General features: G+C 59.0%; 18 protein-coding genes and 8 pseudogenes. 5 read left to right on the forward strand and 21 right to left on the reverse strand.

The features are described 5' to 3' along the window. Positions 1 to 451: 451 nt before the first annotated feature. Positions 452 to 734 (forward strand): annotated as a pseudogene (locus ABIB00_RS30910) (IS3 family transposase); the annotation flags it as partial. Between the two features lie 3 nt (positions 735 to 737). Here ABIB00_RS30910 and ABIB00_RS30915 read toward each other — a convergent pair. Further along, positions 738 to 1280 carry an IS630 family transposase gene (locus ABIB00_RS30915; protein WP_354107010.1) on the reverse strand — a complete coding sequence of 181 codons (543 nt, stop codon included), beginning with the start codon at positions 1278 to 1280 and terminating at the stop codon, positions 738 to 740. A 694-nt stretch (positions 1281 to 1974) separates the two neighbouring features. On the opposite strand from ABIB00_RS30915, the pseudogene ABIB00_RS30920 reads away from it, so the two are divergent. Continuing rightward, positions 1975 to 2060: pseudogene (locus tag ABIB00_RS30920) on the forward strand (ABC transporter); the annotation flags it as partial. 139 nt (positions 2061 to 2199) lie between these two features. Here ABIB00_RS30920 and ABIB00_RS30925 read toward each other — a convergent pair. Beyond that, positions 2200 to 2442, reverse strand: coding sequence for a hypothetical protein (locus ABIB00_RS30925; protein ID WP_354106962.1), 243 nt, complete (start codon positions 2440 to 2442; stop codon positions 2200 to 2202). Between the two features lie 754 nt (positions 2443 to 3196). On the opposite strand from ABIB00_RS30925, the gene ABIB00_RS39170 reads away from it, so the two are divergent. Then, positions 3197 to 3448: a hypothetical protein gene (locus ABIB00_RS39170; RefSeq protein WP_502917902.1), complete on the forward strand. Its 252-nt coding sequence runs from the start codon at positions 3197 to 3199 to the stop codon at positions 3446 to 3448. A 41-nt stretch (positions 3449 to 3489) separates the two neighbouring features. Here ABIB00_RS39170 and ABIB00_RS39175 read toward each other — a convergent pair whose 3' ends face one another. From ABIB00_RS39175 to nifB, 4 genes and pseudogenes are all read right to left on the reverse strand, one after another. Then, positions 3490 to 3792 carry a DUF6129 family protein gene (locus tag ABIB00_RS39175; RefSeq protein WP_502917903.1) on the reverse strand — a complete coding sequence of 101 codons (303 nt, stop codon included), beginning with the start codon at positions 3790 to 3792 and terminating at the stop codon, positions 3490 to 3492. A 33-nt stretch (positions 3793 to 3825) separates the two neighbouring features. Then, the gene (locus ABIB00_RS30935; RefSeq protein WP_354107012.1) at positions 3826 to 4182 is read right to left on the reverse strand and encodes a DUF3024 domain-containing protein; all 357 of its coding nucleotides are present in this window, start codon (positions 4180 to 4182) and stop codon (positions 3826 to 3828) included. 21 nt (positions 4183 to 4203) lie between these two features. Next, a complete protein-coding gene (locus tag ABIB00_RS30940; RefSeq protein ID WP_354106963.1) occupies positions 4204 to 4428 on the reverse strand; it encodes a 4Fe-4S dicluster domain-containing protein in 225 nt (74 codons plus the stop codon). Positions 4429 to 4438: 10 nt separating this feature from the next. Continuing rightward, a pseudogene (gene nifB, locus ABIB00_RS30945) lies at positions 4439 to 5928 on the reverse strand (nitrogenase cofactor biosynthesis protein NifB). Positions 5929 to 6218: 290 nt separating this feature from the next. Between nifB and ABIB00_RS30950 the strand changes: the two are divergent. Then, a pseudogene (locus ABIB00_RS30950) lies at positions 6219 to 6682 on the forward strand (IS5 family transposase); the annotation flags it as partial. Between the two features lie 531 nt (positions 6683 to 7213). On the opposite strand, the pseudogene ABIB00_RS30955 reads toward ABIB00_RS30950, so the two are convergent. The 6 genes and pseudogenes from ABIB00_RS30955 to ABIB00_RS30975 form a co-directional block, all read right to left on the reverse strand. After that, positions 7214 to 7670, reverse strand: a pseudogene (locus tag ABIB00_RS30955) (P-loop NTPase family protein); the annotation flags it as partial. Positions 7671 to 8238: 568 nt separating this feature from the next. Continuing rightward, complete coding sequence (gene dctA, locus ABIB00_RS30960) at positions 8239 to 9534, reverse strand: C4-dicarboxylate transporter DctA (RefSeq protein WP_354106964.1); 1296 nt, start codon at positions 9532 to 9534, stop codon at positions 8239 to 8241. A gap of 535 nt (positions 9535 to 10069) precedes the next feature. After that, positions 10070 to 11272 (reverse strand): TlpA disulfide reductase family protein, encoded by a 1203-nt coding sequence (locus ABIB00_RS30965; protein ID WP_354106965.1) that lies wholly within the window; start codon positions 11270 to 11272, stop codon positions 10070 to 10072. Positions 11273 to 11495: 223 nt separating this feature from the next. Next, a complete protein-coding gene (locus tag ABIB00_RS39180; protein ID WP_502917914.1) occupies positions 11496 to 12302 on the reverse strand; it encodes an MFS transporter in 807 nt (268 codons plus the stop codon). Further along, positions 12256 to 12792, reverse strand: a complete 537-nt coding sequence (locus ABIB00_RS39185; protein WP_502917904.1) for an MFS transporter — start codon at positions 12790 to 12792, stop codon at positions 12256 to 12258. The genes ABIB00_RS39180 and ABIB00_RS39185 overlap by 47 nt, the downstream gene beginning before the upstream one ends. A 103-nt stretch (positions 12793 to 12895) precedes the next feature. Then, on the reverse strand, positions 12896 to 13558 hold the full coding sequence (locus tag ABIB00_RS30975; RefSeq protein ID WP_354106966.1) for a ribbon-helix-helix domain-containing protein: 663 nt from the start codon (positions 13556 to 13558) through the stop codon (positions 12896 to 12898). Between the two features lie 919 nt (positions 13559 to 14477). On the opposite strand from ABIB00_RS30975, the gene ABIB00_RS30980 reads away from it, so the two are divergent. Next, the gene (locus tag ABIB00_RS30980) at positions 14478 to 14693 is read left to right on the forward strand and encodes a hypothetical protein (RefSeq protein WP_354106967.1); all 216 of its coding nucleotides are present in this window, start codon (positions 14478 to 14480) and stop codon (positions 14691 to 14693) included. A 955-nt stretch (positions 14694 to 15648) separates the two neighbouring features. Here ABIB00_RS30980 and ABIB00_RS30985 read toward each other — a convergent pair. The 9 genes and pseudogenes from ABIB00_RS30985 to ABIB00_RS31015 form a co-directional block, all read right to left on the reverse strand. Further along, positions 15649 to 15906: pseudogene (locus ABIB00_RS30985) on the reverse strand (SDR family oxidoreductase); the annotation flags it as partial. A gap of 218 nt (positions 15907 to 16124) precedes the next feature. Next, positions 16125 to 16451 carry a hypothetical protein gene (locus tag ABIB00_RS30990; protein WP_354106968.1) on the reverse strand — a complete coding sequence of 109 codons (327 nt, stop codon included), beginning with the start codon at positions 16449 to 16451 and terminating at the stop codon, positions 16125 to 16127. A gap of 568 nt (positions 16452 to 17019) precedes the next feature. After that, positions 17020 to 17471, reverse strand: a pseudogene (locus tag ABIB00_RS30995) (CopG family transcriptional regulator). After that, positions 17455 to 17883 (reverse strand): type IV secretory system conjugative DNA transfer family protein, encoded by a 429-nt coding sequence (locus tag ABIB00_RS39190; RefSeq protein ID WP_502917905.1) that lies wholly within the window; start codon positions 17881 to 17883, stop codon positions 17455 to 17457. Before ABIB00_RS39190 ends, ABIB00_RS30995 begins: the two are co-directional and overlap by 17 nt. A gap of 71 nt (positions 17884 to 17954) precedes the next feature. Beyond that, positions 17955 to 19154, reverse strand: a complete 1200-nt coding sequence (gene traG, locus ABIB00_RS39195) for an IncP-type conjugal transfer protein TraG (RefSeq protein WP_502917906.1) — start codon at positions 19152 to 19154, stop codon at positions 17955 to 17957. 17 nt (positions 19155 to 19171) lie between these two features. Then, entirely contained in the window at positions 19172 to 19423 is a 252-nt protein-coding gene (locus ABIB00_RS39200) for a hypothetical protein (RefSeq protein ID WP_502917907.1), read from the reverse strand. Between the two features lie 673 nt (positions 19424 to 20096). Next, positions 20097 to 20303, reverse strand: a complete 207-nt coding sequence (locus tag ABIB00_RS31005; RefSeq protein ID WP_354106969.1) for a hypothetical protein — start codon at positions 20301 to 20303, stop codon at positions 20097 to 20099. Between the two features lie 395 nt (positions 20304 to 20698). Further along, a pseudogene (locus ABIB00_RS31010) lies at positions 20699 to 22420 on the reverse strand (relaxase/mobilization nuclease domain-containing protein). A gap of 537 nt (positions 22421 to 22957) precedes the next feature. After that, positions 22958 to 24022 (reverse strand): IS110 family RNA-guided transposase, encoded by a 1065-nt coding sequence (locus tag ABIB00_RS31015; RefSeq protein WP_354106970.1) that lies wholly within the window; start codon positions 24020 to 24022, stop codon positions 22958 to 22960. Between the last annotated feature and the right edge of the window lie 173 nt (positions 24023 to 24195).

The following is a 24195-nucleotide window of genomic DNA, read 5'->3' on the forward strand; positions in this document are numbered from 1 at the left end:
TCGCCCATTGGGCGTCAGTCAAAACGAATCGGTCCATCCCAAGCTTGAATCACAACCAAGCCCCGATGAGAATCCTGAATCCCAACAGACCCTAGCGGGACATCGTACAAATTGAGCGCGCTAGCAATCGGCCCAAGGCTTCTGGAATTCGCCTGATGTGTCCGGGCAAAGAAAAGCGGAGCCTAGAACGTCAAAGTGATTTTTCCGGCCGGCCGCACCGCCTTTTCAGGTGTGTCTCTCTTAAAATTCCGATGGTGCGTGATTGAGGTCAGTGGCTCTCGCAGTGGACGCCAAGAGGCGTCCTCGTTATCGGGGGTCACATCCAGCGGCTGCGAAGTAGTTGGCGCGTTGGCGCATTCCTGTGGCTCGGAGAGTTTGACCATTTGCCAACTCCACAGGGCGTTGAACCAATCCGGGTTTGCCGGAGGCTCCAAATCCTGAGGATGGAGCCATGACAAGCAAGAAGGCGAACAAGCTTTCACCCGAGGTCCCGGCCCGTATGGTTCGGATGGTTCTGGATCACGCCAGCGAGCATCCGTCGTGCTGGGCGGCGGGACTCGATTGCGGCCAAGATCCGCTGCACACCTGAGACGCTGCATGACTGGGTCAAGAAGGCGGAAGTCGATAGCGGGCAGCGGGCCGGCGTTCCGGCCGAGAAGCTGAAGGCGATGGAACGCTGGAACGGAAGAACCGCGAGCATTAGCAGGCCAACCAGGTCAGCGTTTTCTTGGTTCGAATCATATCAGGCAGCGTCGGCGAGTTTGTAGGACCATGTTTGGATGACGGGATGACGATTGAATGTCGTCGGTACCAGCCATGATGCGCTCCTTGAGTTCGTGTTTTGAGGCCACCCGGATATGGCGCAGGACTGAACGGGCGAACTTGGAGAAGAGCCCCTCGATGAGGTTAAGCCACGAACCGTGCTTGAGCGTGAAGGTGAGCTCGAAGCGCCCGTTTGGTCGAGTGGCGAGCCAGGCTCTGGTTTCTCTCGAGATGTGCGCGGAATGATTGTCGAGGATCAACTTGGTCGTGGTGCCCCTCGGATTAGCGGCATCGAGAAGTCTGAGGAGTTCGATGAACTCGCGGCTGCGGTGGCGGTCTCTGACAAGAGCGTGGACCTTGCCGGTGAGCAGATCAATCCTGGCCAAGAGGCTGAGCGTGCCATGGCTTTTATATTCATGGTCGCGCGCAAAGCCGGAGTGGACGCCAGGCTCGGGTGACAAATTCGGCGCCGTCGTTGCGATGGCCTGGGGTCCAGGCTTCTCGTCGCAGGAGACGATCGTTACCGGCTTTGCCCGCCGCTTTCCCTTGGCAGAGGGCTTTCTTCAGGACTTGGACTTCACGATAGACGCACAGGACCTCCGCCATCTTCTGTTCGAACTCGGCGTCGCGGGTTTTCAACATAGTAGCGCACCTTGTGCGGCTTGATTTCCTCCTTGCCGAGGATTTTGAACACCGTTTCATTTGCGCCGGCTACAGCGCGATGCGGGGTGTTCGGCACCTGAATTTATCCGGGCGGACCGCCAACCTTGCACCATGCTTGCATGGCATCTAGCAATTTGATGCCGGCCTACTCCGTGGAGGAGACGCAAGCATCTTTTATGCCGATCCGAGGACAATAGCGGTCGCTGCCGGCCCGACACACATCGCCAATTCGATTCCGCGGCGAGCTGCAAGCTACAGGTTAACGATCCGGGATGCCCCTTCAATTTCGCACCCCCATCCAGCATCTTGAAGTATGGAGCGCAAGTGCGGATGGTTTCTCGTTTGTGATAACCTATGAGACCCCGACCGGCCCCGGCTTTCGCGCACGTTCTTGCTATGTCGCGTCTTGGCGACCACTCGACGAGAGCCGTGCCGTCATAAAATCGGTGGCTCGCCCTTCAGAATGTTCGAAGGCTCACGCGGCTTGCAACACGGTGCTGGAATATCTGACGCAGGAGGACTGATGTGATCTGAGGCTGAACGCCAACTACCGATATCGGCTTCGTCTACCAGTCCCACCGGCTGCTGCCGGAGTTCTCGGCCTGGAGAACGTCATGCTGCCGCAGATGATCCGCCGGCAGGTATCTCTTCCTGCGACATCTAAGCCCGCCTCCTCGCCGGGAAGCGTGGAAGATAGATCGTCAAGGTCGTGCCAACATCGACTTCCGAGTAGAAAGATGGTCTGGAACTTCTGGCCGCTTGGCGGCGACATTCTCACCTCAGCAATCGGCATGCCACGAAAGAAGATAGATTCTGATGGATGCCGAGAATGGCAAATAGGTGCTGCGCGAGACAGCCCAGGATGTGGTTTAGCGAGGCCGTGGTGGGGTTCTCTAAATCGTTCGGCTGAAGGGTTGAGAGTTGATCTGCGATAAGCTTGTTCAGTTCGAACATTGGTTGTTCGACTGCGCCAGTTGCCGATCTGTAGATGTTCGGGATGCGGTGGTGAAGAGCCATGGCTCGTCTCACAGCAAAGTTGAGTCGCCGAAGCCCAAGCGCGTGTCCATTGCCGGACCTGGATGCCAAGCCCACTGTCAACGTCAAGGGTCGAACGTGCCGTTGTGTTTGAATCATGATCGATCCGGGGAAAACAACGCGGGAGTGACCGATCGTAAGCCAGACTCCGGCGTGCCGGCAACACATAGCCGAAATAAATAGTCATCCGAAAGTCAGGATCACAACAATTGTAACCGGCAGGCCCTCGCCGATGTCTTCGATCTGCGACAGACGTACGCCCTGGCGCGACCCGCTCGATGGAAGCGGCTGGACAGCTTGCGAACACCTCAACCTGGAGGCTAGCCAGTTTATCGAGGATCTCTTCGCTCATGCCGGCGTGACAGTTTCTTGCTTGAAGGCGTCAACTGCGGCCCGGGTCAGCCGAAAAACGCCACGACCAGGGACAGTGGGCGATAGGCAGAGCCGTCGGTCCCTGAGAACATCAAACCATTGGTCGGGCGTGAGCCTCGCCGGGCGCTCGCTGATCTGGATCACCCTGCCATTCGGGGCGAAGCGGACGTGAATGGTAATCTGCGGATTCATATCGTTCCCGTTTTTTTGCCAGCTTTAGAGACCGGAGGCTGCTCGATTGTAACGTGATCAGTTTCGCCCTCCCCGGCGCGGACCTCGGGCGGCGACTTGCACTTCGCACTTGCATAGGTGCCGGGTGGCCCCTGGGGGTGGCGGCGATAATTGCCCGTGTGTTAGGCGTGATATGTTCTTTGGCATTGCCTTCAGCCACGTTTTGTCAGCAAACACCGGCCGGTGCGTCAGCGAGATTGATGGCATGGACCGTCTTGAGAAACGAACAGGAGGAGGCCATTACCTCCTGCCGGGGTTTAATACCGAGCGCCTTCAGGCCAAGCAGGAGCCCAATCGTGCCGCTTGGAACCGCAACGCTATCCTTCGGGCCGACAGCGAAAGCTCATTGGAGCGTCTCAATCGTCGACGATTGGAAATTCGCTGATATCGGGATCCGAAATCCGGATTGCATTCACCGCCTCCGCGTCATCGAGGTGATTCTCTGCGGCTCCAGTGCCGATCACCGCCAACATGCCTTCCAGCCAGCACCAATCCGGTGGCTCGCGCCTGGCCGGCGGTAATCTGCATGCAGCGGTCCGATCCATTGATGAGATGCAGGTCAAACCGCGGAAGACCGCGGAATGGCTGCTCCGTCACACCCGCCGCATCACATCGAACGAAGGTAAGCCGCGGAAAACGGCGGCTTAGGTCAGCAACGGCGCTAGTGTCACTGTTAGCTGTCGCAAGTAGGCGTTCGATCTGGATCAATTGTTCTGTGGCGTGCGCCATTGTGGCTCCTATATGACTGCTGTCAAATGAGCATCACTGCCAGAACAGCCGCTCGGGATCCGTGTTCAGTTCGTTGATCGCCGAGGCCAGCCGGTAGAAAATTCCGTAAATTTTCCAACTTCCTCGCGCATGATCCTTGAAAAACACCTTCCAGACCCCGCTCACAACATCGTAATGAAATATCGCGACATCGATCTGACCGCCGTCGTAGTCGATTGTGCGTGAGCGGTGGCAACTCTCAATGAGATAGCCAACTTTTACCAGCGTCACACTCGGCGAGACATAGCGATAGTGCTTGCGCGAGATCAAGCCGCGTTCGATCCGCTTGCGATCTCGCTCGTTCGGATGCTGAATCGGCCCTAGTTTTCTCAACAATCTCTTTGTCAGCATGAAGTTCACGAGCACATCCCTTCAGACAGGCGCCTGATAACACATCACTGATGTGTCGATGACGCAGGTGTTTTGGACTGGACCGACAGCGACACACTGCGTTTCGTCAAAATAGACGATGCATTCGGTGCACTTCTTGGGTTCAATTACGAAGTTTGCAGCCTTCTCCGAGGTTGCAACATTCGGGCATAAGGGTTCACAAGCCAAGCAACTCGTACGTTGCGAGGCGATGATCTTGAATGGCATCGACAACCTCTTACGCGACCGAGGTCAGCGGTTCTTGCCGCATCGCGGCGTCGCCGCGCTGGACGTGCCGGATCTCGCCCTTCTTGATTTTATGGAGATAGCCCCTGAACCAGCCGATCGCCGATTTCTCGATGGTACCGTGCGCGTATTGATCGACCGGCTCGATCCCAGCATTGATCAGAATGTCTCTTGGGCAGCCACCAATCTTGGCCACGAATACAGCATGGCAGTCGTTGATGGCGCGGATGATGCCCGCAAGCCGATCCTCCTCGCGATATCCGCCCTGGCAGTAAACGTCGACAACACGGTGCCCGACGAGTTTGACGCCGGATGTCGAGAGTTCGTATACCTGGAACTCCCTAGCATGCCCAAAATGCTCATTAATGAGGCCCGAGACTTTGGTTGCGACCGCGGCCAGAAGCTTGACCTCGCTCATTTCGCCAGCGAGTTCCGCTAACTCTTCCTGCCTGGTCGTGATCCTCGCCGCAGGCTCATCCTCAATCTTGGCCTGATAGGCCTTGCGCGGCTCGAGGTAATATTGAACGTCCATGGCCATGACCTTCTCTATGGTGAACTCGCTGCTGCGATCATCTCCGAGCAGGCCGACGGCGTCAGCGCGGCACTGGCGGCAATGCCGCATCATGTTTATCTGACCTTCACAAGCATCCTGCAGCGCCGCCAATTCCTGCGCTGGTCGGGCCTCGCTGGCCTTTGAGCCCGAATGCTGTGCCGTGCTCGGGCGCGGAGATCAGTGTCGTATTATGCAAGAAGGCGCCGCGCGACTTCGCGCCCTATTGACCTCGATGCGGTGCTGCTCGTTAGTGCCGGGAACCATCACTGAATTGATCTTGCACAGGATGTCCTCTTCCGTGAACATCTCGAGACCTCGTAATTAGCGAGTGGAGATTCGTTTCGCAGCCTCGATTTCGCTGTAGCGCTTGGGGTTGGGGAAACTCCAAGTATATTCATATATCCTGGCACCGGTTTCGGGATAGATCGTGTCGATGGGTGAGGTGGTCGATTTTGCAGCGGCATATCGCGTCGAGGCAGGTCCAGCCCGTTCGTTGGTAGACACAACTTGATGTCGGGCGCCGCCCTGGCAACGAGTTCAAAAGTCTTGAATGTCCTTTTCGGATCGGCCAAAGCCTCGCCGGGGCCGGCGATACCGAGGATAGTCAGCTGTGGAATTGTCGTGGCGACCGCGACCAGCTTTCTCGCCGCCTGCTCAGGAGTGAGCTTCTCACCAACAACAGCCGGATGCGATTCATTGGCGCAGTCGTACTTGCGATTGCAGTAGTTGCATTGGATATTGCAATCTGGCGCCACCTCGACAGGCATGCGAGCGTAATGATGATGAGCTTCTTCGCTATAGCAGGGATGGCTCTTAACTTTGTCCCAGATTTCGGACGGCAGATCGCCCGAGGCAGCCTGTGACCCACAGCGTCCTTTGCCATTGTTCGAAGAGCTCCGGCAACCCTTATGTTCGGTGATGACCCGCATCCCGCCGCTATCCTCGGCATCTTTGACATGTTTTCCGCGTCCGGCAACAGCGTTCACATTCAATTCTCCTGGTGGCGACCAGCATGAGGGGCCCCAGAACGAGAGTCAGCAACTCGCGTGCCATCTCGGAGGCGATGGCATTCCCGCCACGTGAATGGGTCAGCTGGAAGTGATCTGCACATTTGTGGCACGCGTCAGAGACAGTTCACTCGTCGCAAATGCGACAGGCGTCGCAACTGCGACGGAGATGATCGTTGCGTTCTCATTGAACTCGCGTGGCATCCTCCCAACCCGCTCGTCGGTGTGCCTCCGGCGGAAAAGGGGGGAGCACAATCGGGCAATCGGCCGCTCGCGGGGAGGCCGTACGACAAAACTCCATGCGCTGAGCGATCCGTTCTGCCGACCGGTCGTCCTGCATCTGACCCCAGGTCAGGATGCCGACATCGCTGCTGCGCCCGATGTTCTGGCGCTCGCGCCACCCATGAGCGCGCTTCTCGCAGACAAAGGGTACGACGGTGACAACCTTCGCGCCGAATCGCTAGACACGGCGCCAAGCCCCTCATTCCCAATAAATCCAACCGTGTCGTCATCCATCGCTTCAACAAACGCGCCTACGAAGGCCGAAATGTCATCGAACGCTGCTTTTGTCGGCTCAAGGACTTCCGGCGCATCGCCATACGATATAGCAAGCTCGCCCGGAATTTCTTGGCCGTTGTTCCATCTCACCGCTCTCGTCGCATATTGGCTCGATTGAGTCTGGACCCTAGCGGACCGGGGCGAGCAGCCCGCTTTGCGCCGCTACTTGGCGATCAATATCTCTATTACGTGCGGGAGCCATATCGCGATCGGTGTCAGGCGTCGCTCGAGCAGAAAGCAGAGTTCGTTGCGCGCGAGTGCTTGCGGAGCGACGATCGCGTAATGGACGCTCAGCCAACCGTTTCGTGATCTGCCGCGAAACTCTGATCATTGAAGCGACAGCCGATCAAGAGCGCGCGGGCAGCGCCAAGAAAGCTTCGTGTTGCGCCCGACTGCGGCCATGCCGCCTCTGGTCAATCAGATCCGACGGGCCATCCGCCGGCGGAGATCGTGACAGTCCAGGTTGGCTGCGCCGGCCTCGTTAGCCAGCAGTTACTCCGCGCTTGCGCGGAGGCAACTCAGCCGGTTTGTCGTGCCGACTTGGCGCAGTGGCTTAACTCCCTAGCACAAGCCAAGCTCATGGACCTAATTGGAGAGAGGTCCCTTGCTTCGGCGCGCCTCAGCCGGCCCTGTCCAGGCTGGCAAGACCCAGCTCAGTGGTCAGCGTCGTCTTGCCGGTCGAGATGCCACCGGCGACTAGAATATTCTTGCGCGCGCAAACTGTCCCTCAATGCACCGGCCTGATCCGGCGTCATGATGACGAGTGCGACGTAATCCTCGAGGCTGAACACGGCGACCGCCGGCTTTCCGATCGCAAATGTTGGCGCAGCAACGACCGGCGGCAGGAGCCCCTCAAAGCGCTCCCCCGTTTCGGGCAGCTCGGCAGAAATCCGTGGGCTCCCGGGATGAACCTCGGCACCCACGTAGTGAGCCACCACGCGGATGATTCGCTCTCCGTCAGAGGGGCATATATTCTTGCCGGTATCCGTAAGCCTGCTCGACGGTCGGTCGATCCACAGTCGGCTATCGGGATTGAGCATCACCTCGACGATCGCCGCATCTTCCAAAAACCCTGCGATGGCGGGCCGCAACGCGGTACGCAGCATACGCGCTCCGCGCACGTTCGCTTCTGAATCAAAACAATGGATCGCCACGATTTGCCCCAAGCTGCTGAGGCCGCTTCGGGCGCCCTCATCTGAAGGCAAATAAAAGACAGGTCGTGTGTTACCGCAATAACGGGAAAATGTCGTTCGTAGTCTAGCGTAGAGAAAGGAACATTCGAGAAGAGCACCGGCTTGACGCGCCATCCCCTCGACGGCGAGGCGAGAAATCAGCAATGACCAATGATCCGGAGCTTACTATTTTTACGCCTCTCCCGGTCGCGGTGTTTGCTCAGGCCCCGTTGCTTCTCCTGAACCACTGTCGCTCCCTCACGTGGGCACGATTGAGCTCCCGCTTTTTGAGGAAGCTCAAACCCGGGATAATGAACCACATCAGCCGGCGGGCTGCCGCAGGCAGTAATGCCGACGCTGGTCTGGTGCACCACCGTGATCGTAATGACCCTGCACCATTCCCCCTAGCGCTGGCCCAGTACTGCGCGTGGCTTGCCAACGCAGAATGCAGGCATTCAAAGAGTGATTTTTAGTCCGCAATGGCCGAGCTGAGATCTCCGATCTACTTGAGCTGCGCGTGTAGCGAGACATGGTCGAGTTCACCTTCCCACCACGACACAAACACCGCGGCAATACCGTTCCCGATGATGTTGGTAAGCGCGCGCACCTCGCTCATGAACTTGTCGATCGAGAATACGATCGCAATGCCCGGGACGAGGTCAGGACTGACCACCGTCAACGTTGCGGCCAGGGTGACGAACCCGGCACCGGTAACACCACTTGCGCCCTTCGAGGTGAGCATCGCCACAACGAGTATCGTGAGCTGCTGGCTGAAGTCGAGATCGACCCCGAGCGCCTGCGCGATGAACAAGGTCGCCAACGTCATGTAAATGTTGGTCCCATCCAAATTGAAAGAGTATCCTGTCGGCACCACCAGGCCCACGACCGGCTTGGAACAGCCCAGCCGTTCGAGTTTTTCCATCAACTGCGGCAGCGCGCTTTCGGATGACGACGTTCCGAGCACGATCAACAGCTCATCCTTGATGTAGACGATGAACTTTAGAATAGAAAAACCGACCAAGCGCGCGACCAGGCCAAGCACAATGATCACGAAGAGCCCGGCTGTCACATAGAACAGCGCAACCAATCCGATGAGTTTACCGAGCGCGGACGGTCCGAATTCGCCGATAGTGTAGGCCATGGCGCCGAACGCCCCGATTGGCGCTGCCTTCATTATGATCCTAATGACACCAAACACCGCGTGTGCAGCATCGTCGACCAGACTGCGCATCCGCTCACCCCGCTCGCCAAGCGCCATCAGCGAGAACCCGAATAGGATGGCAAACAGCAACACCTGAAGCACGTCGCCTCGAGCGAGAGCGCCAACTACGCTATCCGGAATAATATTGAGGAGGAAATCGACCGCCTTCTGCCCTTCCGCTCTTTTGACGTAGTTGGCTACCGCCGCGGCATCAGCTCTGGGAGCGAGCCCATGGCCGGCCTGAACGAGATTGCCCATCACGAGACCCAAGATCAGTGCGAAAGTTGACACGATCTCGAAGTAAAGCAGCGCCTTGACGCCAACACGGCCGACCTTTCGTGCATCCTGAACATGCGCAATTCCGGACACAACAGTGCAGAAGATGATCGGCGCGATCACCATTTTGATCAGCTTGATGAATCCGTCACCAAGCGCTTTGACCCAGCCGTTCGTCCCTACAGCAGGCCACAACCAGCCAACGAGAACGCCAATCAGGATCGCGATGAGTACCTGGATGTAAAGAACATTGTACCAGGGGCCAGATGGCTGAAACCCGGCGGCGGCTTTGACAGAGCGGCGCTGGCGGTGATTGTACATCACGCTCGACCCGGCGCCGTGGCACCAAAGAGGGGTGACAATGAAGGCAGGGCCTCGCTCAGTGTTCCCTTAGCGCGGCGCGCACAGCGCACTGACCGCTTTGAAAAACCCCGTCCGTTGCCACGGTTTGCCGCCTCTCCCGAATGCGCTTGCGGCCAGCGCGAAACAAAGTCCTGAATCCGTTCTGAAACCAGCGGTAAAAACTTGAGAAAGCTTCCTTGAGAGTTGGAATGCATCAACGTCACCACCCATTTCTATCTTTTTTGTTCGAAGATGCCACCAGCATCTTATAAGAGACCAACTCTAGCAGGCGGCGACCACTCTTCACCTGGACAGGCATTCTCCCCCCGTCGCGCCAGAGCGCGACGTACCCTGAAGAAACATTCACCGCAGAACACTTGTGTGGTGCGGCTCGCCTGCGTTCACCCGCTCACTCGTGCTATCTTCACTTTAGGTGAATGCCCCGGCGTTCCCAAAGGCATCGACTTCGATCGCAAAACCACAAGGGCCGAGAAGACATGGCAAGCAGCATTGCTCACGCTGCCTCCCTTCGCGATCCCGGTTCCGGCTTTTCGAAGCTTTGTTTTGCGGTCTCAAACAACACTCCTCCTAAGAGAGCTTTTCGCCCCCTGTAGCTCGCTAACGCCTGGAGGGAGCGCTGCACTTGATTCCGTTTCGCTTTATCCGGGATGGGCGCTGCATCCAGCCATTTCAGCATCACCTCGACCAATTCGATCGCGCGATCCTTTTCACCAGTCTCGTAATAGTACTGAGCGACCGGCCCGTACGAGAGGAACTTCGCGAGCTCGCTGTCTTGGGGCGGATTCGCCGCCAGGATGTGTTCGCAGAGGTCCTTGCCCATGGCAAAGCGCTCGGCATGTGGAAAACCGGAGTAGTCTTTGGCGGGGTCGAAGAGTTCGCGGATGGCCACGTACATCCAAACCACGCATTTCGTGCCGATTGCATCGCGAACCAATTCGCGCAATACCGCCAGGCCGGCCGGCATGTCCCGTATCTTGTAAAGCAACAATTCCGCATGAAGCCCACGGAGCTCGACTTCGTCCGGCCTCGCAGCGAGTGCCTCCTGAACAGCTGAAACGGCTGCTGCCCAATCCTTGCTATTCATGGCGGCTCTAAGTCTGGCAAAGATCGGCTCCACCAGCGCTCGTTCGCGCTTTACGCGTTGACCCATGTTTATCCTCTCCGCATCCAGGGCTTTGGCTTCGTCGCTCCCTGCCCAGGAGCCGTTCAGAACTTTCGGCAACACGTTGTCGAGTTTCGTCGGATCGCCGATAAAGGCCAAGCGGCGATCACGATCGACCACGAACGACGACGGAATTCCGACAGAAAAGCTGGGATCCATCCAAAGCTTGTTCATTTCGCCGGCGTAGTCGAATGCGATCGGGAAGTTCAGATTTGGCAAGCTCCTCGTCAGCCAAGCGTCCAAGCTGGCTCGCGCCTCATCTGCCGTCGAAGCTCGTTCGTTAGCCGCGATGCCCACCACCTCAACTCCGTTGCTCCTGTATTTGCCTTGCAGACTCACCAACTTCGGCATCGAGGCGATACATGGTGCGCACCACGTCGCCCAAAAGTCGATGATGTATACTTTCCCAGGTTCGAACTTCGTAACGGGCTGGCCACGTAGCCAGTCCTCAACTTTGATGGAGGGAGCCAGCGAACCGACTCTCAGCACATTCTTCGCACCGACTTGACTCGCGCTCTCAGTCACACTGCTCATTGCTCAATCACCTTTACCTGGCCCTACGGAGAACAAGAGCAAGCCGCATGCCACCCAGCACTCATTGATATTTCGCATTCTACGTATCATTCCTGTCGACCTTGCGACGCATGTCGCATATCCGACTAGCTGTTTGGCGCTTCTCAGGCAATCAGTAGGCCGGCGACCGGACGATCTTGACGCGCCTGTAGACCGACGAGGGGAAGTCATGCAGAAGCCGAGTTCACCACTCCACGTCTTGATCTGTTTCCAGGATAACCATTTGAGCGCTCGGGATTACGACGTGAACTGACCTGCTTTGGCCTGTCGACTTGCGCTTGACGGCGATCTCAGATTTCCAATTCAACTCTTTGAGCGAAGGGGCGATGAACCAGACCAGGGCGACCAGCTGCAGCACAACATTGATACTGAACGCCGTCTGATACGCGATTGGGGGGTAGTGTCCGTTTTTTGCCGGCCACTGCTCGAGAATTACCCCCGTCCCGTACTGGACGAGGAAAGCCCACCCGAAATGCAGAACGTTGAGCACGCCGTTTGCGCGCGCGATCAGTTGGGCCGGAAAGTAATCTCCGATGATCGCGTAGCTGAGGACGATTGCTGATCCGACCACCGCCACAACGATCCACGACGGTAGCGACGGGAATGGCGGATGCAATATCAGCGCGAGTTCGGCTGCAATGAACACAGCAGCTATGATTGCGAGCAACCTTTCAATGTTCTTGCCATGCCGGCGCAGCGCATCGGCGACCACGCCGAGCAGCAATGCGCCAATGCTTAGGGCTATCGCCATGACGAGCAATTGTGTGACAAGGCTTGTTCGATCCAACCCTTCCACATCGCTCAGCCAGGACGATGCCCACAAGGACTGCAGGGCCCACGCCGACCCGATACATGTTGAAGAAATCGGCGCAATTCTCCAGAACCGCCCATCCGTATAGACGGTCTTCAGGCTGACTGTCCCTGGAGGGCTCTTCGCAGTTGCCTCATGCTCTGGAACCAAAAAATAGATCGAAGAGGGCCGCGGAGGCACTGGATGCGGCAAGCAGCTCAAATAGACCGCGCCAGCCTATCCAGTTAAGCAATGCCTCGGCTGGTGCGGTTGCCGTTACCGCGCCCAGCGCACCCAGCATGATCATACAGCCGTTGATGAGCGCCACGCGCTCTCTCGGAAACCAGAGCACGACTGTTTTCAGGCCAGACATGAGGGAAGCTGCGGTGCCGAATGCAATCATCGCGCGAGCAACCAGAAGCGACAGAAATCCACTCGATACTCCGAAAAGCGCAGCGCCTGCGGCAGCCAGCAGCAAGAGCGCACCCTGGACTCGGCGCGGACCGAAGCGATCCAAGAGCATGCCTATCGGAATCTGGCTGCCGGTAACAACCAGAAAGTAGATCGAGCCCAACAGCCCCAAATCGGCCATGCCAAGCTCCAATTCAGAGGCGAGGCGGCCACAAATGAGCGTGTTGATCATCCGAAACAGGTAGGAAAGATAATATCCCGCGGCAAAGGGAAGGAACACGCAAGAGATGCTCCGCCAGCTCCAACGCCGGTTGACCGACTTCTCGCCTGATATCAGCCCAGCGGCATCGCTGCGCGTGTTGCTCGAAGCGCGGCCACTGGCTTTAACACAAGGCGTTTGGCAGCTGTCGAAAGTGGATATTGCTGCCGCCCTCCTCGGCGACAGCACCCGCGTCTGAGTTTTCACCTACGACCGCCACACAGTGGGGTTCTTCTTCAACTGGCGCTCGTGGAACGGCGCGTGACGCTCCGCCGCCCATTTCAGGCCCGGATCCGCTGGAATTTCCCGAGCTATCAATTGCCTCCTGCAGCAAGGGCCGGCCAAACCGTACGCGGCGATCGACCTGATCGGCAAAAGCCTTGAAGCGCTCGAGCCCGAGTACGCACGCCTCGTCCTGCTTGGATGGCGGCATTGGCGGCGTCAGCGTGAGGTGGTATCGCACATGGAGAGCCACTATTTCCGCGATCGTCGCAATGTCCGTCCGCAGACTGAGCACCTGCTCATTCGTTCGCTCGATCGCCTCGTAAACAAGACCCTCTATTGGCGGCGCCGGATCCAGGAAGCGCTCAAGAGCCGCCTCGACGACGACGCTCTTGCCCATACCACGGCGGTCAGTCGCGGCTTGGAGTCGCTGGAAAATGCACTCAGAAAGTTGAATTGTTATCTTTTTGGTCTGCTGAGCTTCGCTTGGACTCGGCTGCGCGTCCACCTCAGCTTCATTCCGACTTGAGCTCCGTTCTTCCCGGCGCCCGCCGCTAATCTGCATACTCCAGCTTCCTTCTCTCTGCGACCGCACACCGCCCGCGCTTGCACGCGCGTGGTCTGGATGTTCGGTCGAAACGGATGAATCGCCCTGCGATGACGCATAACAAAAAGGCCGAGACCGCATGTCGCTTCAACCGCGGGGACGTTCTGGTCGCAGTCTGGCGTACCGAAAGAAAGAAACGGCGGATTCCTAAAGACCAGCGCCAGAGTCGTAGCCTCTTGTCCCTCTAGACAGTCAGGTCGCCGACAGACGCGCGATTTCGCGGACGGTGCGTGCACGCTTACTTGAAATCGACAAAGTTATCGGTCCAAAAAGAGGCGCAGGCGCAATCCAGATGACGCCCTCACCCTCGAGGTCGCGAACGACCCGCGCGGACGCACCGGCCTTATTCCCTGTGGGGTGATGCGTGTCATAAGAAGCGCACCAGCTCATGCGCGCGACCAAAAACACCTGCGCCTCACCGATTTTCCGGCATGCATCACCAGCGTGCGATAGGACTTACAAGCGTTCGCGTGCCGCGCGTTGAGCCCGGCCCCATGGCCGTTGAAACGGTATCTGCTGGCCCGGTGCGACCGCTCACTTGTCAGGAGGCCTCAGGGGAAGTGTCGGCCGCACTGGCGGGCGGGTGGATCGCGCAGCGGGTCCCCCTCTCTATGGCTGCAAAAGTAGCGCTCGTTGTGCCCGTCCTCGCCAGCCAGGAGATTCATCGGTCCCCCGCAGTCCGGGCATCGCTCCGGATCCGATGGAGGACTGACATGTGAATTGCCCCTGCCGACGGCGATCTTACTTGCGCCAGATCGGCTGCTACAGGCTCGTCGCAGAACATTCTGCGAAAGGCCCAACCTGCTCGCCGGGCTTGACGTCGGAGCCGCCGATGTACTTAAGTGCAAATCCTGGTGGCGTTGAGTGAGGGCACATCATGGATGGCGAGTTCTACAGGAGCTTTGCACAGCGGGCCCGCGATCTGGCCGATCAGGCCGACCCGTCCACGCGAAAGCGGCTTCTGGTGCTCGCCGAGAAATACGACGCTAAGCTGGGGAAACCTTCGCCGGCCAGCCGCAATCTCCAACGCACGCTGCCGCTGCCCCGCACCGTGCCAGCCGTGAGCGCCTTCTCCGATGCTGGCGAAGCTTGACGAAGAGCGCCGGCAGCGAGGTCGACTGCGACGCCTGCAGCGGCAGCAAGCATCACCCCTCCAAGGCGCTGGATTTTCCAAGGACGATACGCGAACTACAGCGGGAAAGGATGCGCACCCAAACCGGAGTGAGCATGCCGGATGGCACCCGTCGACTGCCCTCACCGCATTTCGGAAGCACTGTGCTCGCCACACCTTGCCGCTGGAGGCATTCAGGAAACGGACCGAGGAGCATGCCGGCCAAAGGACCGGCAGATGAGTATCGGGACCGATCTGCTCCAGTCCCGTCAGCAGTTGCTGCACGTTCATGCCCGTGGGCGGGCACCTGAAAAGTACTGATTGCTCCATACGCCCAGCATAGGCCTGGATACTGCGCCCTGAAACTGCGGTTGTTTACTGAGAGCGTGCCGGCACCTTCCAGAGGACCGTGCGGCGACAGTTATGAATCTTCATCGCGTCTGCAGGCCGGGTCCAGGACACAGTTTTTCGTACTCTTTGGCCCAGTTCTCGAGCCGCGGGCTGGGTCCGGATCGTTGAGCGCAAGCGTGGGCACCTTCTCGGCGAGTGATCTGGTTTTGTCGTCCTCCATAAAATTCCTGATTCGAATGGGGCGCTCGTGTTGCGCAGGATGCTGGATGCCCTTGCATGGAGATCACCGTAGCTTGAGTGCGCGTTCACCTTCAGCCGCCAGCTTCCCCGGCGAGGATCGCCCGGACCTGATCTCTCCGCCGTTTGGCGCCGCTCGGAAAGACCTGCCGTGACGAGCCGTCTCGAGCTGACGATGTGGTCTCCCGATATGAGCGGATCCTCATCGAGGCAACATCCAGATCTCAAGGCGGCGCGCTGCAAGGATGCCATCGACAGCCACGTCGATGCCGGTGATGTAGGATGCGTCGCCGAAAGCGAGGAAGCTCACGCGCCGCGATCTTCCGTGGCTTACCGAAGTGTTTCGCGGCTATCTGCTCCAGCAGACCGTTCCGCGGTCTTGCACGCTGGCCTCGGAAATGCCGATCTTCCTAAACGGCGGGCTTTCGGTGACGCCCGAGCTCTCGGCGTTTACCCGAGCGCTTCGGCGGATCAGTTGAGTGCCAAGGGCTCGCGTCATGTTGCACAGTGCGGCCTTGGATGCCGATACAACCAATGTTCCCGCGATTAAGACCTGATCGGACGAAGACGCCGTGAAGACGATCGCGTTTATGTTGCGCGCGAGAGGCGGCGCGTTCTGAACATTGAATTAGGATCTAGGGAAATCGACTCTCATGACGTCAAAGCTGTGCTGCGTTGTTTCCGCGAGCGAGCCGAGTTTCACTATTTCGGCATTGGCGTATAATGGTTTTGCGCATTCCTTCGAAGCGGGATAGCCGGCGCGACAGCGCCAATAGTCAAGCCTCGTTGTCCGGATAGCTGCGCAATGCCCTGCAGGACTTTGGCTCACGACGCGTTTTCCGCATCGCTTCGCTTATGCATTGCGAAGGCTTTCTGCCTACTGTGTCGGTAGTCGCTCCGGCTACTGCTGTGGCCGCTCTTGCTGGCGATCTTACCATTGTTGCGAGTGACGTTGCGCTTCGTACGTTTGGTAATCAGCTTCATCTTGCACCGCTTGGCGATCAGGGGCATCGGGACAAGCTTCCATCCCGTGGCCCCGCGCAACTCTGCTTGCGTAACGCCGTCTTGTCGTGAGGCAAGAGAGCTGATCAGTTTGAGCTTGGTGTGAGGATGCTTGGCTATCGTCGCCATCCCGAGGGAATTCGTTCTCATTCAACGGCTCCAAGCCGATGTGCTTCTCTTGGCGCAGTTGTCTCTTCGATCGGAAGAGAATGATTTCGTTCCTCTGGAATTGTGGAAGCATATTGCAGGCGGTCCCGGGCGGTGCCCGATTGCAATCTGACGTAAACGGACAACATCGCATCAGTTTGCTGAAGGGCAATGCAAGGGCTCGCATTTTTCGACAGGATGTTCGCACACTAGGACGGTACAACGTGGACTACTAACACAGAGGACCTGCAATGCAATTCGCAAAAACTGATAGGGCAACCATTGAGAAGACCTTCCAGAACTCTGGATTAGGCTTCCGCTTGCTCAAGCAAGCAGCGTTACTCCATTGAGCGGCAGCTCGGATGGGGCCCGGACGTCGCCTCAACTCCCTTCACATTTCAGCATTCATGTCATGCGGCTGCTACCCTCAGATATCTGCCGTCGATCCCGATCTAACGCGCTCGCTCCGTTCGATCCGCCTTATCATTGTTTGCGGCATGTACTCGGCGCGAGCACCCTTACAAATTCACTTGTGGTCCAGCATCGTCCGCCCGCTCCGGTCGTTGTTGAATTACTCTGGACTTGCGGCGTTCGAATCCAAGCTCACCTGTTTCAGAACGGTTGATCCACTGGAAAGCCTTCGGCCAAGCGCTTCAACGAATCGATCATAACGTTTGGCGCCTTTGGCGCGCGAGCGGCTGGACTGGATTGTTCTGGTAATGCCGGCACCGACGTCAACCAGAAGCGAACGAACAGGGCGAGCGTCTCGAGCGTGATGCTGTCATTGCGTTCGAGACGCTCGAGCAGCCGTGCGATGCGATCCAGCCGCTTGGCAATAGCCGCCTCGCGTCGGTCGGAATCGTCAGGCGAAAGAAATGACGCGATCGCGGCCTCTGCGACCAGCGACTTGGGCTGGCCACGACGCTCCGCGAAGACATCAAGAGTCCTGAATGTCTGCGGATCAAGGTAGATACTGAGCTGAACCTTTTTCACCGATTTGCCCCACTCAGAGGTCCATGCCATCGTCAGGGTGGAGGCTGGTCGCGCGCGCTAATCCCTGCATTACGCGGCTTAGCGCTTGTGCCTGGACCGCATCTGCGTCGGGCTCATCGGGACCAGCATCGAACTCATGTTCCGCGAGCGGTGCCTTGATTTCGATCTCCTCGTGCTGCGGCAATTCTGGCTCGCGCCGCCGCCCCCCGTTCGGATGGCCACGCTTTCGCTGCCGAATCGCAACCAGTTCGTTCGAGGGCGCAGGGGGTGGGTGCCCTGACCAGTCCTCATCCGGCCGCGAGGACAAGAGAATTGTTCCTGCTCTAGCGGGCTTGAAGATTCGCTTCTGGAATTGCGGGTCCTCGTAGTAGCGAACCTTGGTGGCACGCAGCGGGTGGAGGCCCGACACCATCACAATCGCCTCTTTCGATGAGAGCTGCATGACTTCGCCAGGCGTCAGGAGCGGACGGGACGTCTCTTGGCGGCTCACCATCAAGTGCCCAAGCCAGGGGCTTAAGCGATGGCCGGCATAGTTTTCATGGCTCGCAATTCGGTCGCGGTCCCCAGCGCATCCGAGACGCGCTTAGCGGTGCGCTCGTCATTTGTGGAAAAGGCTATCCGGATGTGACAATTGTCTAGGATCGCGTGGTTCGGCCATAGGCGCGTTCTAACTGATTCAAGCTCTGAGTGATCAGGAAACTCCGAATGCCATAGCCCGCCTTGAAGGCAAGCTGGCTCTCGAAGGCGGCCCAGAGCTGCGAACTCGTCGAGCATCAGGAGGAGCTTTTGACGGCGCCGGTCGGGATCCAGGCTCTCGGTCAGGCGCCGTCCGATCCGATTGAGGATGAGCCGCATCAGGGGTTTTGTGCGGACGATGTCGGATGGCGGCACGACGAGGTAGAGTGAAACGGGCTGCGATCTGTCGACGAGATCGCGAATGCGCCAATCGCTCCGCGCGGTGACATTAGCGACGACCGGATCGCGATAAAGGCCCAAGAAGCTCATTGTGGTCGACAGCACGCCCGACCGCTCGTTCTCGCTCTTGTTGAGCAGCTCTCGCGCAGCTGAAGCGACGACGGGATGGACGCGATCACCAAGGTGAGGGGTCGCAAGCATCGCATTCAGGGTGGCCTGGATCGGGCAGCACGGGTCCGAAAGGAATCTGGCAACCCCGGCAAGTGTCTTGTCAGCTTCAGCGTAGAGAACATGCAGGATAGCGCCGACGAGCAGAGAATGGCTGGTTTTTTCCCAATGATTGCGGCGCTCGAGCGCCCCTTCGGGATCGACCAGGATATCCGCGACATTTTGCGCGTCTCGTACTTCGCAATCACCACGGCGAATCTCAAGAAGGGGCTTGTAGGCGGCGCTTGCCGCGTTTGTCGGGTCAAACAAGATTACATCTCCAAGGCGCGCGGGCCATCCCGAGGTCAACTGGAAATTCTCGCCCTTGATATCGTGGACGATCACCGAACGCGGCCAGGTCAAAAGAGTTGGAACGACCAGGCCGACTCCCTTGCCCGAACGGGTAGGCGCAAAGCAGAGCACGTGCTCAGGCCCATCATGGCGAAGATATCGACCATCAAAACGCCCGAGCACAAGGCCATCGTTGCCTAGCAGCCCCGCCCGTTTGACCTCGCGCGTATCGGCCCAACGCGCTGATCCGTAAGTCGTGACATCGCGAGCCTCATGCGCGCGCAAGACCGAAAGCACCATTGCGGCGGCAACTGCCGCTATCCCACCGCTCCCGGCAATGGCGCCCCCTGGAGGAATATCGTGGGCGCGTAAGCGTCGAGTTCAAACCACCAGATGAAGAAGGCAAACGGCTGGTAGACGGGCCAGGTCCCTAACCTGAACCAGGCCGGTCCAAGCTGTGGCTGGAACGCAAGCTGATAAGCGGTCCATTCGGTCGCTGCCCACACGAAGGTGAACGCGATTAGGCAAACCAGGATCACCTGATGCCAGATGATTTTTGTCGCAGACATGGCTTGCTAATATCGACACCATCGACCTTTTGGCTACAATCAGAGGCTTATGCTTCTCGTAGTCGCGCGCGCCCTGGCGAAGGTATTGGCGGATCAGATCGGGCAAGCCGCGCTTGGGCCGAAAAAGATCCCTCGCGTAGGACAGGCCGTCTCAAAGCACCGTCCCAAGCAGCTTCGCGTGATAGGCGATTGGATGATGAGACAATCAACTCGTACCGTGCTGCCGCTCAAGGCGAACCGGCCGGCCTTCGCGACGCGAGGCTCCGGGTTATAGATGCCCGGAAGGCTAACTCGCGTCTGCCCTAAGCTCTCCGTCAAGCGCGCGCGATCAAGAGAGAGTGCGGCGTGCCACAACGCGTTATCGATGAGGCGGGCGTTCCCGAATTATATCGGCGGCAGGCGCGGCTCGCAGAGTACAAGAATCATGCGGGGAGAGTCCCGGCAGGAGCTTATTTCGGACGGGACGACACTGCCGGGCCGACGGTCATGTAGATACTCCCGCACATCGGCATCGAACGAGTCCTCCTCCAGCCGGTCGCCTGTTGGTGCCCTGTTGTTTTGGCCAGCCAGGTGCTTGGATATTGTACGTCAGCTGTTGCGGTCTCTCTGGAAACTGGGACAGGCGAATTGGCGTTTGCCAAATCTTCATTGCGCGAATCGAGTTGCACTTCGGCTATGCCCTGTCGAAAGCCGGCTTGCGGGCCTCGCCAGCCTGCGGATGCTCCGCGAATGCCTCCGGATTAAAATCGAGCAGGTTGAAATCGTTATTCGTCCGCTCGATGACACGCCCCCAACTGGGTCCAGCAAACTGGACTTTGCCGGCCGGAAAGGCGGTGCGCGAAGCGCCGCAGTCTTCTGCAGAGCATCTGACCATCGGCATCCGAGATCAGCACGCACGGAAGTATCGTCACAGCAATCACGCCCGAGCCAGACACCTTCCGATCACTTAAAGATCGAAGGTCCCATGCCGTTCCGCTACACGGGATGGCCATCTAGATTGGAAGGGTTCTGCTGTCCGATTTAGCCGTTGAGAGACTCAGCGACCTAAGAGCGAACGGCGCATTTTTCCACACAGCTGCGTCTTGATGATCGAGCGCCACCAAGATCGAGGGAACCCGGAGGCGATGAAGAGATAGTTCCGGACGGTGGATCCGCCATTCGCTATTCGCTGCTCACTATCGCTCCTCGCCCATTTTTCCGCCCCGACCAGTCCACGCGAGGCAACCAGGTCTTCCCTCCCTGCAATTGGGCGCAGTGCAGCGCCGGGACCTCAGGTCAGAGCGATAGGCCGCGCTTGCGCCCGAAGTCCCAGTCGACGCTACCTGGACCGGCGATGCCGCTGACCTGCTTTCCCAAGTCCCGCTCGAGCGAAGGCGACCAGGGCACAAGCTGAAAGCCGAGGCCGTTGTCGATCATCGCGAAGCGCCCGGAAGCCAGTGACAGGCGTCGACGATACCCCCCAAATCTGCTCACCTACATCAGATGACGAGTGCGGAAGCCCCGTTTCCACGATGAGACGTCGTGTGACGACGTCGAGTTCGCGGTCGCGGAGGGTTTCGATCAGGTTGCGTCTTAGCCGAACCCCGTTGCCATCGCGCTGAGCGAGCCCATGGTCGGCCAAAACATCGATGCGCCGTTCAAGTGCCGCACGGATCTCGGCGCCAAACGCGTTGCGCGAGAGCTCGGCAGGATCTCGCGCAACGAGCTGCCGGTCTAGCCACGTTGCAGCATCGGCCGCGACCTGCTGGTCCAGAACGAGCTCCGAGCGGACCGCGAGCGAAATCCGCGTTCGACCACGGGCGTCCGCAAACCGGCGCGGTTCCACAATCCCACCGATCGGCCCATCGCCGGCCGCCTCCAGGTCAGAAAGCTTCACGTGATGCACGCGCCCGTCAATCCATCGACAATGGCAAAGGCTGTGCCCTTCAGCTCGTCATCAAGCCCGCGCGCGATGAGACGGCCAACGATCGGTTCACCATGAGTTTCGCCCTCAAGTGCCCAGGATGCGGCCGTGCGGCTGGCGGCATCCCGCGTGAGGATTTTGTGCAGCCGCTTGATGATGTCGCCGCGCTCGCCCAGCGCGCGCAACCTCGCCTCCGCATCGGCGGCCAGAATCCAGACCGCGGGGCCCGCAGGTTCCGCCAAGCCGAGCCGCTCGAGCGTCCGCATCCGCCCGATCCGAATTTCCCGCAATGGATCGCGTCCGGCATCCCGCTCAAACCAAATCGATAACGCCGTCCGCCTTCCCCGCTTCCCGGGCAAGCGTCCGATCGAGCCTGGTCCAGCGTTCGGCTGTCGTGTCCGCCTCAAGGCTCTGGCGGGTCTCGAGCTCCGAACGAGGGCCAAGTTCGCGGGTGACAAGGTCGCTGGCGCGGGCGCGTAAGCCAACAGCGATATAATCGCGACTGATGACGAGGTCGGCACCGTCATCGGTACGGCCCCGCACGAGGATGTGAATGTGCGGATGCTCGGTGTTCCAATGGTCGACCGCCACCCAGTCAAGCCGTGTGCCAAGGTCGCGCGAGGCTTGGTCCATCAGCTCCCGAGTGAAGCTACGCAGGCTGGCAAGTTCACCAGCATCATCAGGCGAGACGATGAACCTAAAATGATGGCGGTCGCCTCGCAACGCGTGACGAAGGCGCGACCGTCCGCATCATCCCCCTCAGCGTCGAGTAGTTTGCCCTGAGCGCCGTCGCGTGTGACTCCGTCGCGCTGCAGGTAACCGATATGGGCGCGCAACGCGCCCGGCGAACGCATCCGCCGCACCACCCGCGCCTTGACCATAGCGCCGCGGCCGCGGGCGTTGAGGAGCCGTGCCGCAGCGATGCTCGCCGCGCGGCCGCGTCCAAACTTTCCGCCATGGCCATTCTTGCCTCGCGAGAGGCCGCCGGCCTTCTGAGCGGCTGTGAGTACCTGCGTGAGAAACGGCTTTGTCCGGGGCGCGCGCGTGGAACGGATACGGCCGGGACGGATCCGAAGATCATCGTCGCGCGTCATTCCGGCCGCCGCAAGGCATCGAAACCCTTGTAAGAACAGCGCCTTGGGGAAAGCTGAACTTTGCTCCGAGTCGCCGCAATGTTTAGTCGATCATTGAAATCGATATACTTTCTCGCACGACCGACCGGCCGCACCTTGCGGCTTTTATCCTGCCTTCCTAATCGGGCGGGCAAAGTCAACTCATTCCTACGCTTTTCTTCGACTCTTCGAACTTCAGTCATTACCGACTCCCTGCACCAACAACGCGCAACTTCACCGCAGCCGCGTACGCGACTTGCATTCACCAGGCGGGGTCCATGCGTTCCTTCGCGTTCAGCACATCGGCCGTCGCATGCTCTTCATCAGGTTCGTAAACAGGGCTGTCCAAGCAGTCTGGCGCTCTCATCACGAAGATGGCAGCAGGCAAGAGATAGCGGACATTCCCCGTTTCGCGGCCCCGCCAGGGGACGCTCACCGCGAGCGCGGATCTCTAGTTTCACTCCTCCTCAACATGCCGGGCGCAGACCCAGCGCTAATCTATCGTCACCTGCACCGCGGCTACTGCGCCGGTTTCAACCGCAGCCGCTGCGTGATCTTGGCGCCAAACCCGACGTGGAAGTCGGTCTCGCTGAGCCACATCCGGTGCAGAATGCTTGCGAGCTTCCGCGCCACCGCGGTGATCGCGCACAACATGCTGGACCGTTTGGCGATCCGCAGGCCCCACGCTCGCAGCGCCGACCATTTTCTGACCCGCAGCAGCGGGCTTGCGGCTGCCTCGCAAAGCGCCTCTCGCACGGCAACGTCGCCCTGTTTGCTGATGCGCCCTTCAAAGTCGATCGAAGTGCCGGACTGGTGCCGCCTCGGCATTAGACCAAAATGGGCGCCGACCGTTCGTGATCGCGCAAAGCGATGGGGGTCGTCGACGCCGACCTTGAACGACAGGGCCGCGACGGGACCGACGCCGGGAACCGTCATCAAACGCCGGCAGACGGGGTCATGCTGGACCACTTGCAACAGCACACGATGCAGAAGATCGTAGCCTTCGAGGATGGCGCGACGCACGTCCAGCATGGCCTCGATGGTCATCACAAAGATCGGATCGCTGTGCTCGATCAGCTCGCGGACGCGTGCTTCGTAGACCCCTCGAGCGACGGCTCCGACGAGCAATCCATAGGCCCGCAGCGCACCACGAATGTGGTTTTCGAGATCGATCAGTTTGCGCTTCAGCAGCTTCCGGCTGGTCAACAAGGTGCGCATCTTCTGCATGTCGATGTTCTTGACATGAACGGCGCGGTACCAACCCAGTCGCATCATCTGCGCGATACCCCGCGCGTCGTTCCGGTCGGTCTTGTTCCGCATTGTCGACAATGAAACGCGCATGTGGCGCGCTTCAACAACAATGATTGGAAGCCCGGCCGGCTGAAGTTCACGATACAGCCAGATACCAAAGGATGACGCCTCGACGCCCACTCGCTCGAGGCGATCCGCGTAGCCCTCTACTGCGGAGCGGATCGCCGCTGGCTCGGTGCTCACCTTGAGCTCACGGACGGTGAGACCCTCGCCATCGACGATGCAAAGACTGGTTTCTTCAAGACCGACATCCAACCCAACGTAAAGCTTCATCGGAGCTCTCCTGTGTGGCAACGAAGGCCTAAGTCGTTGCACCAGGCTCCGGATTCGGCCACACGGCGGCTATCGTCGTGCACCGGTTTCTCGAAGCCCGATTTGAAGAGCCATCGGCGGGCGGCTCCCCCCTGCTCCCTCCCGGCCATTCTCAAACATGCGAGAACCTTCGA

Source organism: Bradyrhizobium sp. LB14.3, assembly GCF_040547985.1.
Classification (GTDB): Bacteria; Pseudomonadota; Alphaproteobacteria; order Rhizobiales; family Xanthobacteraceae; genus Bradyrhizobium.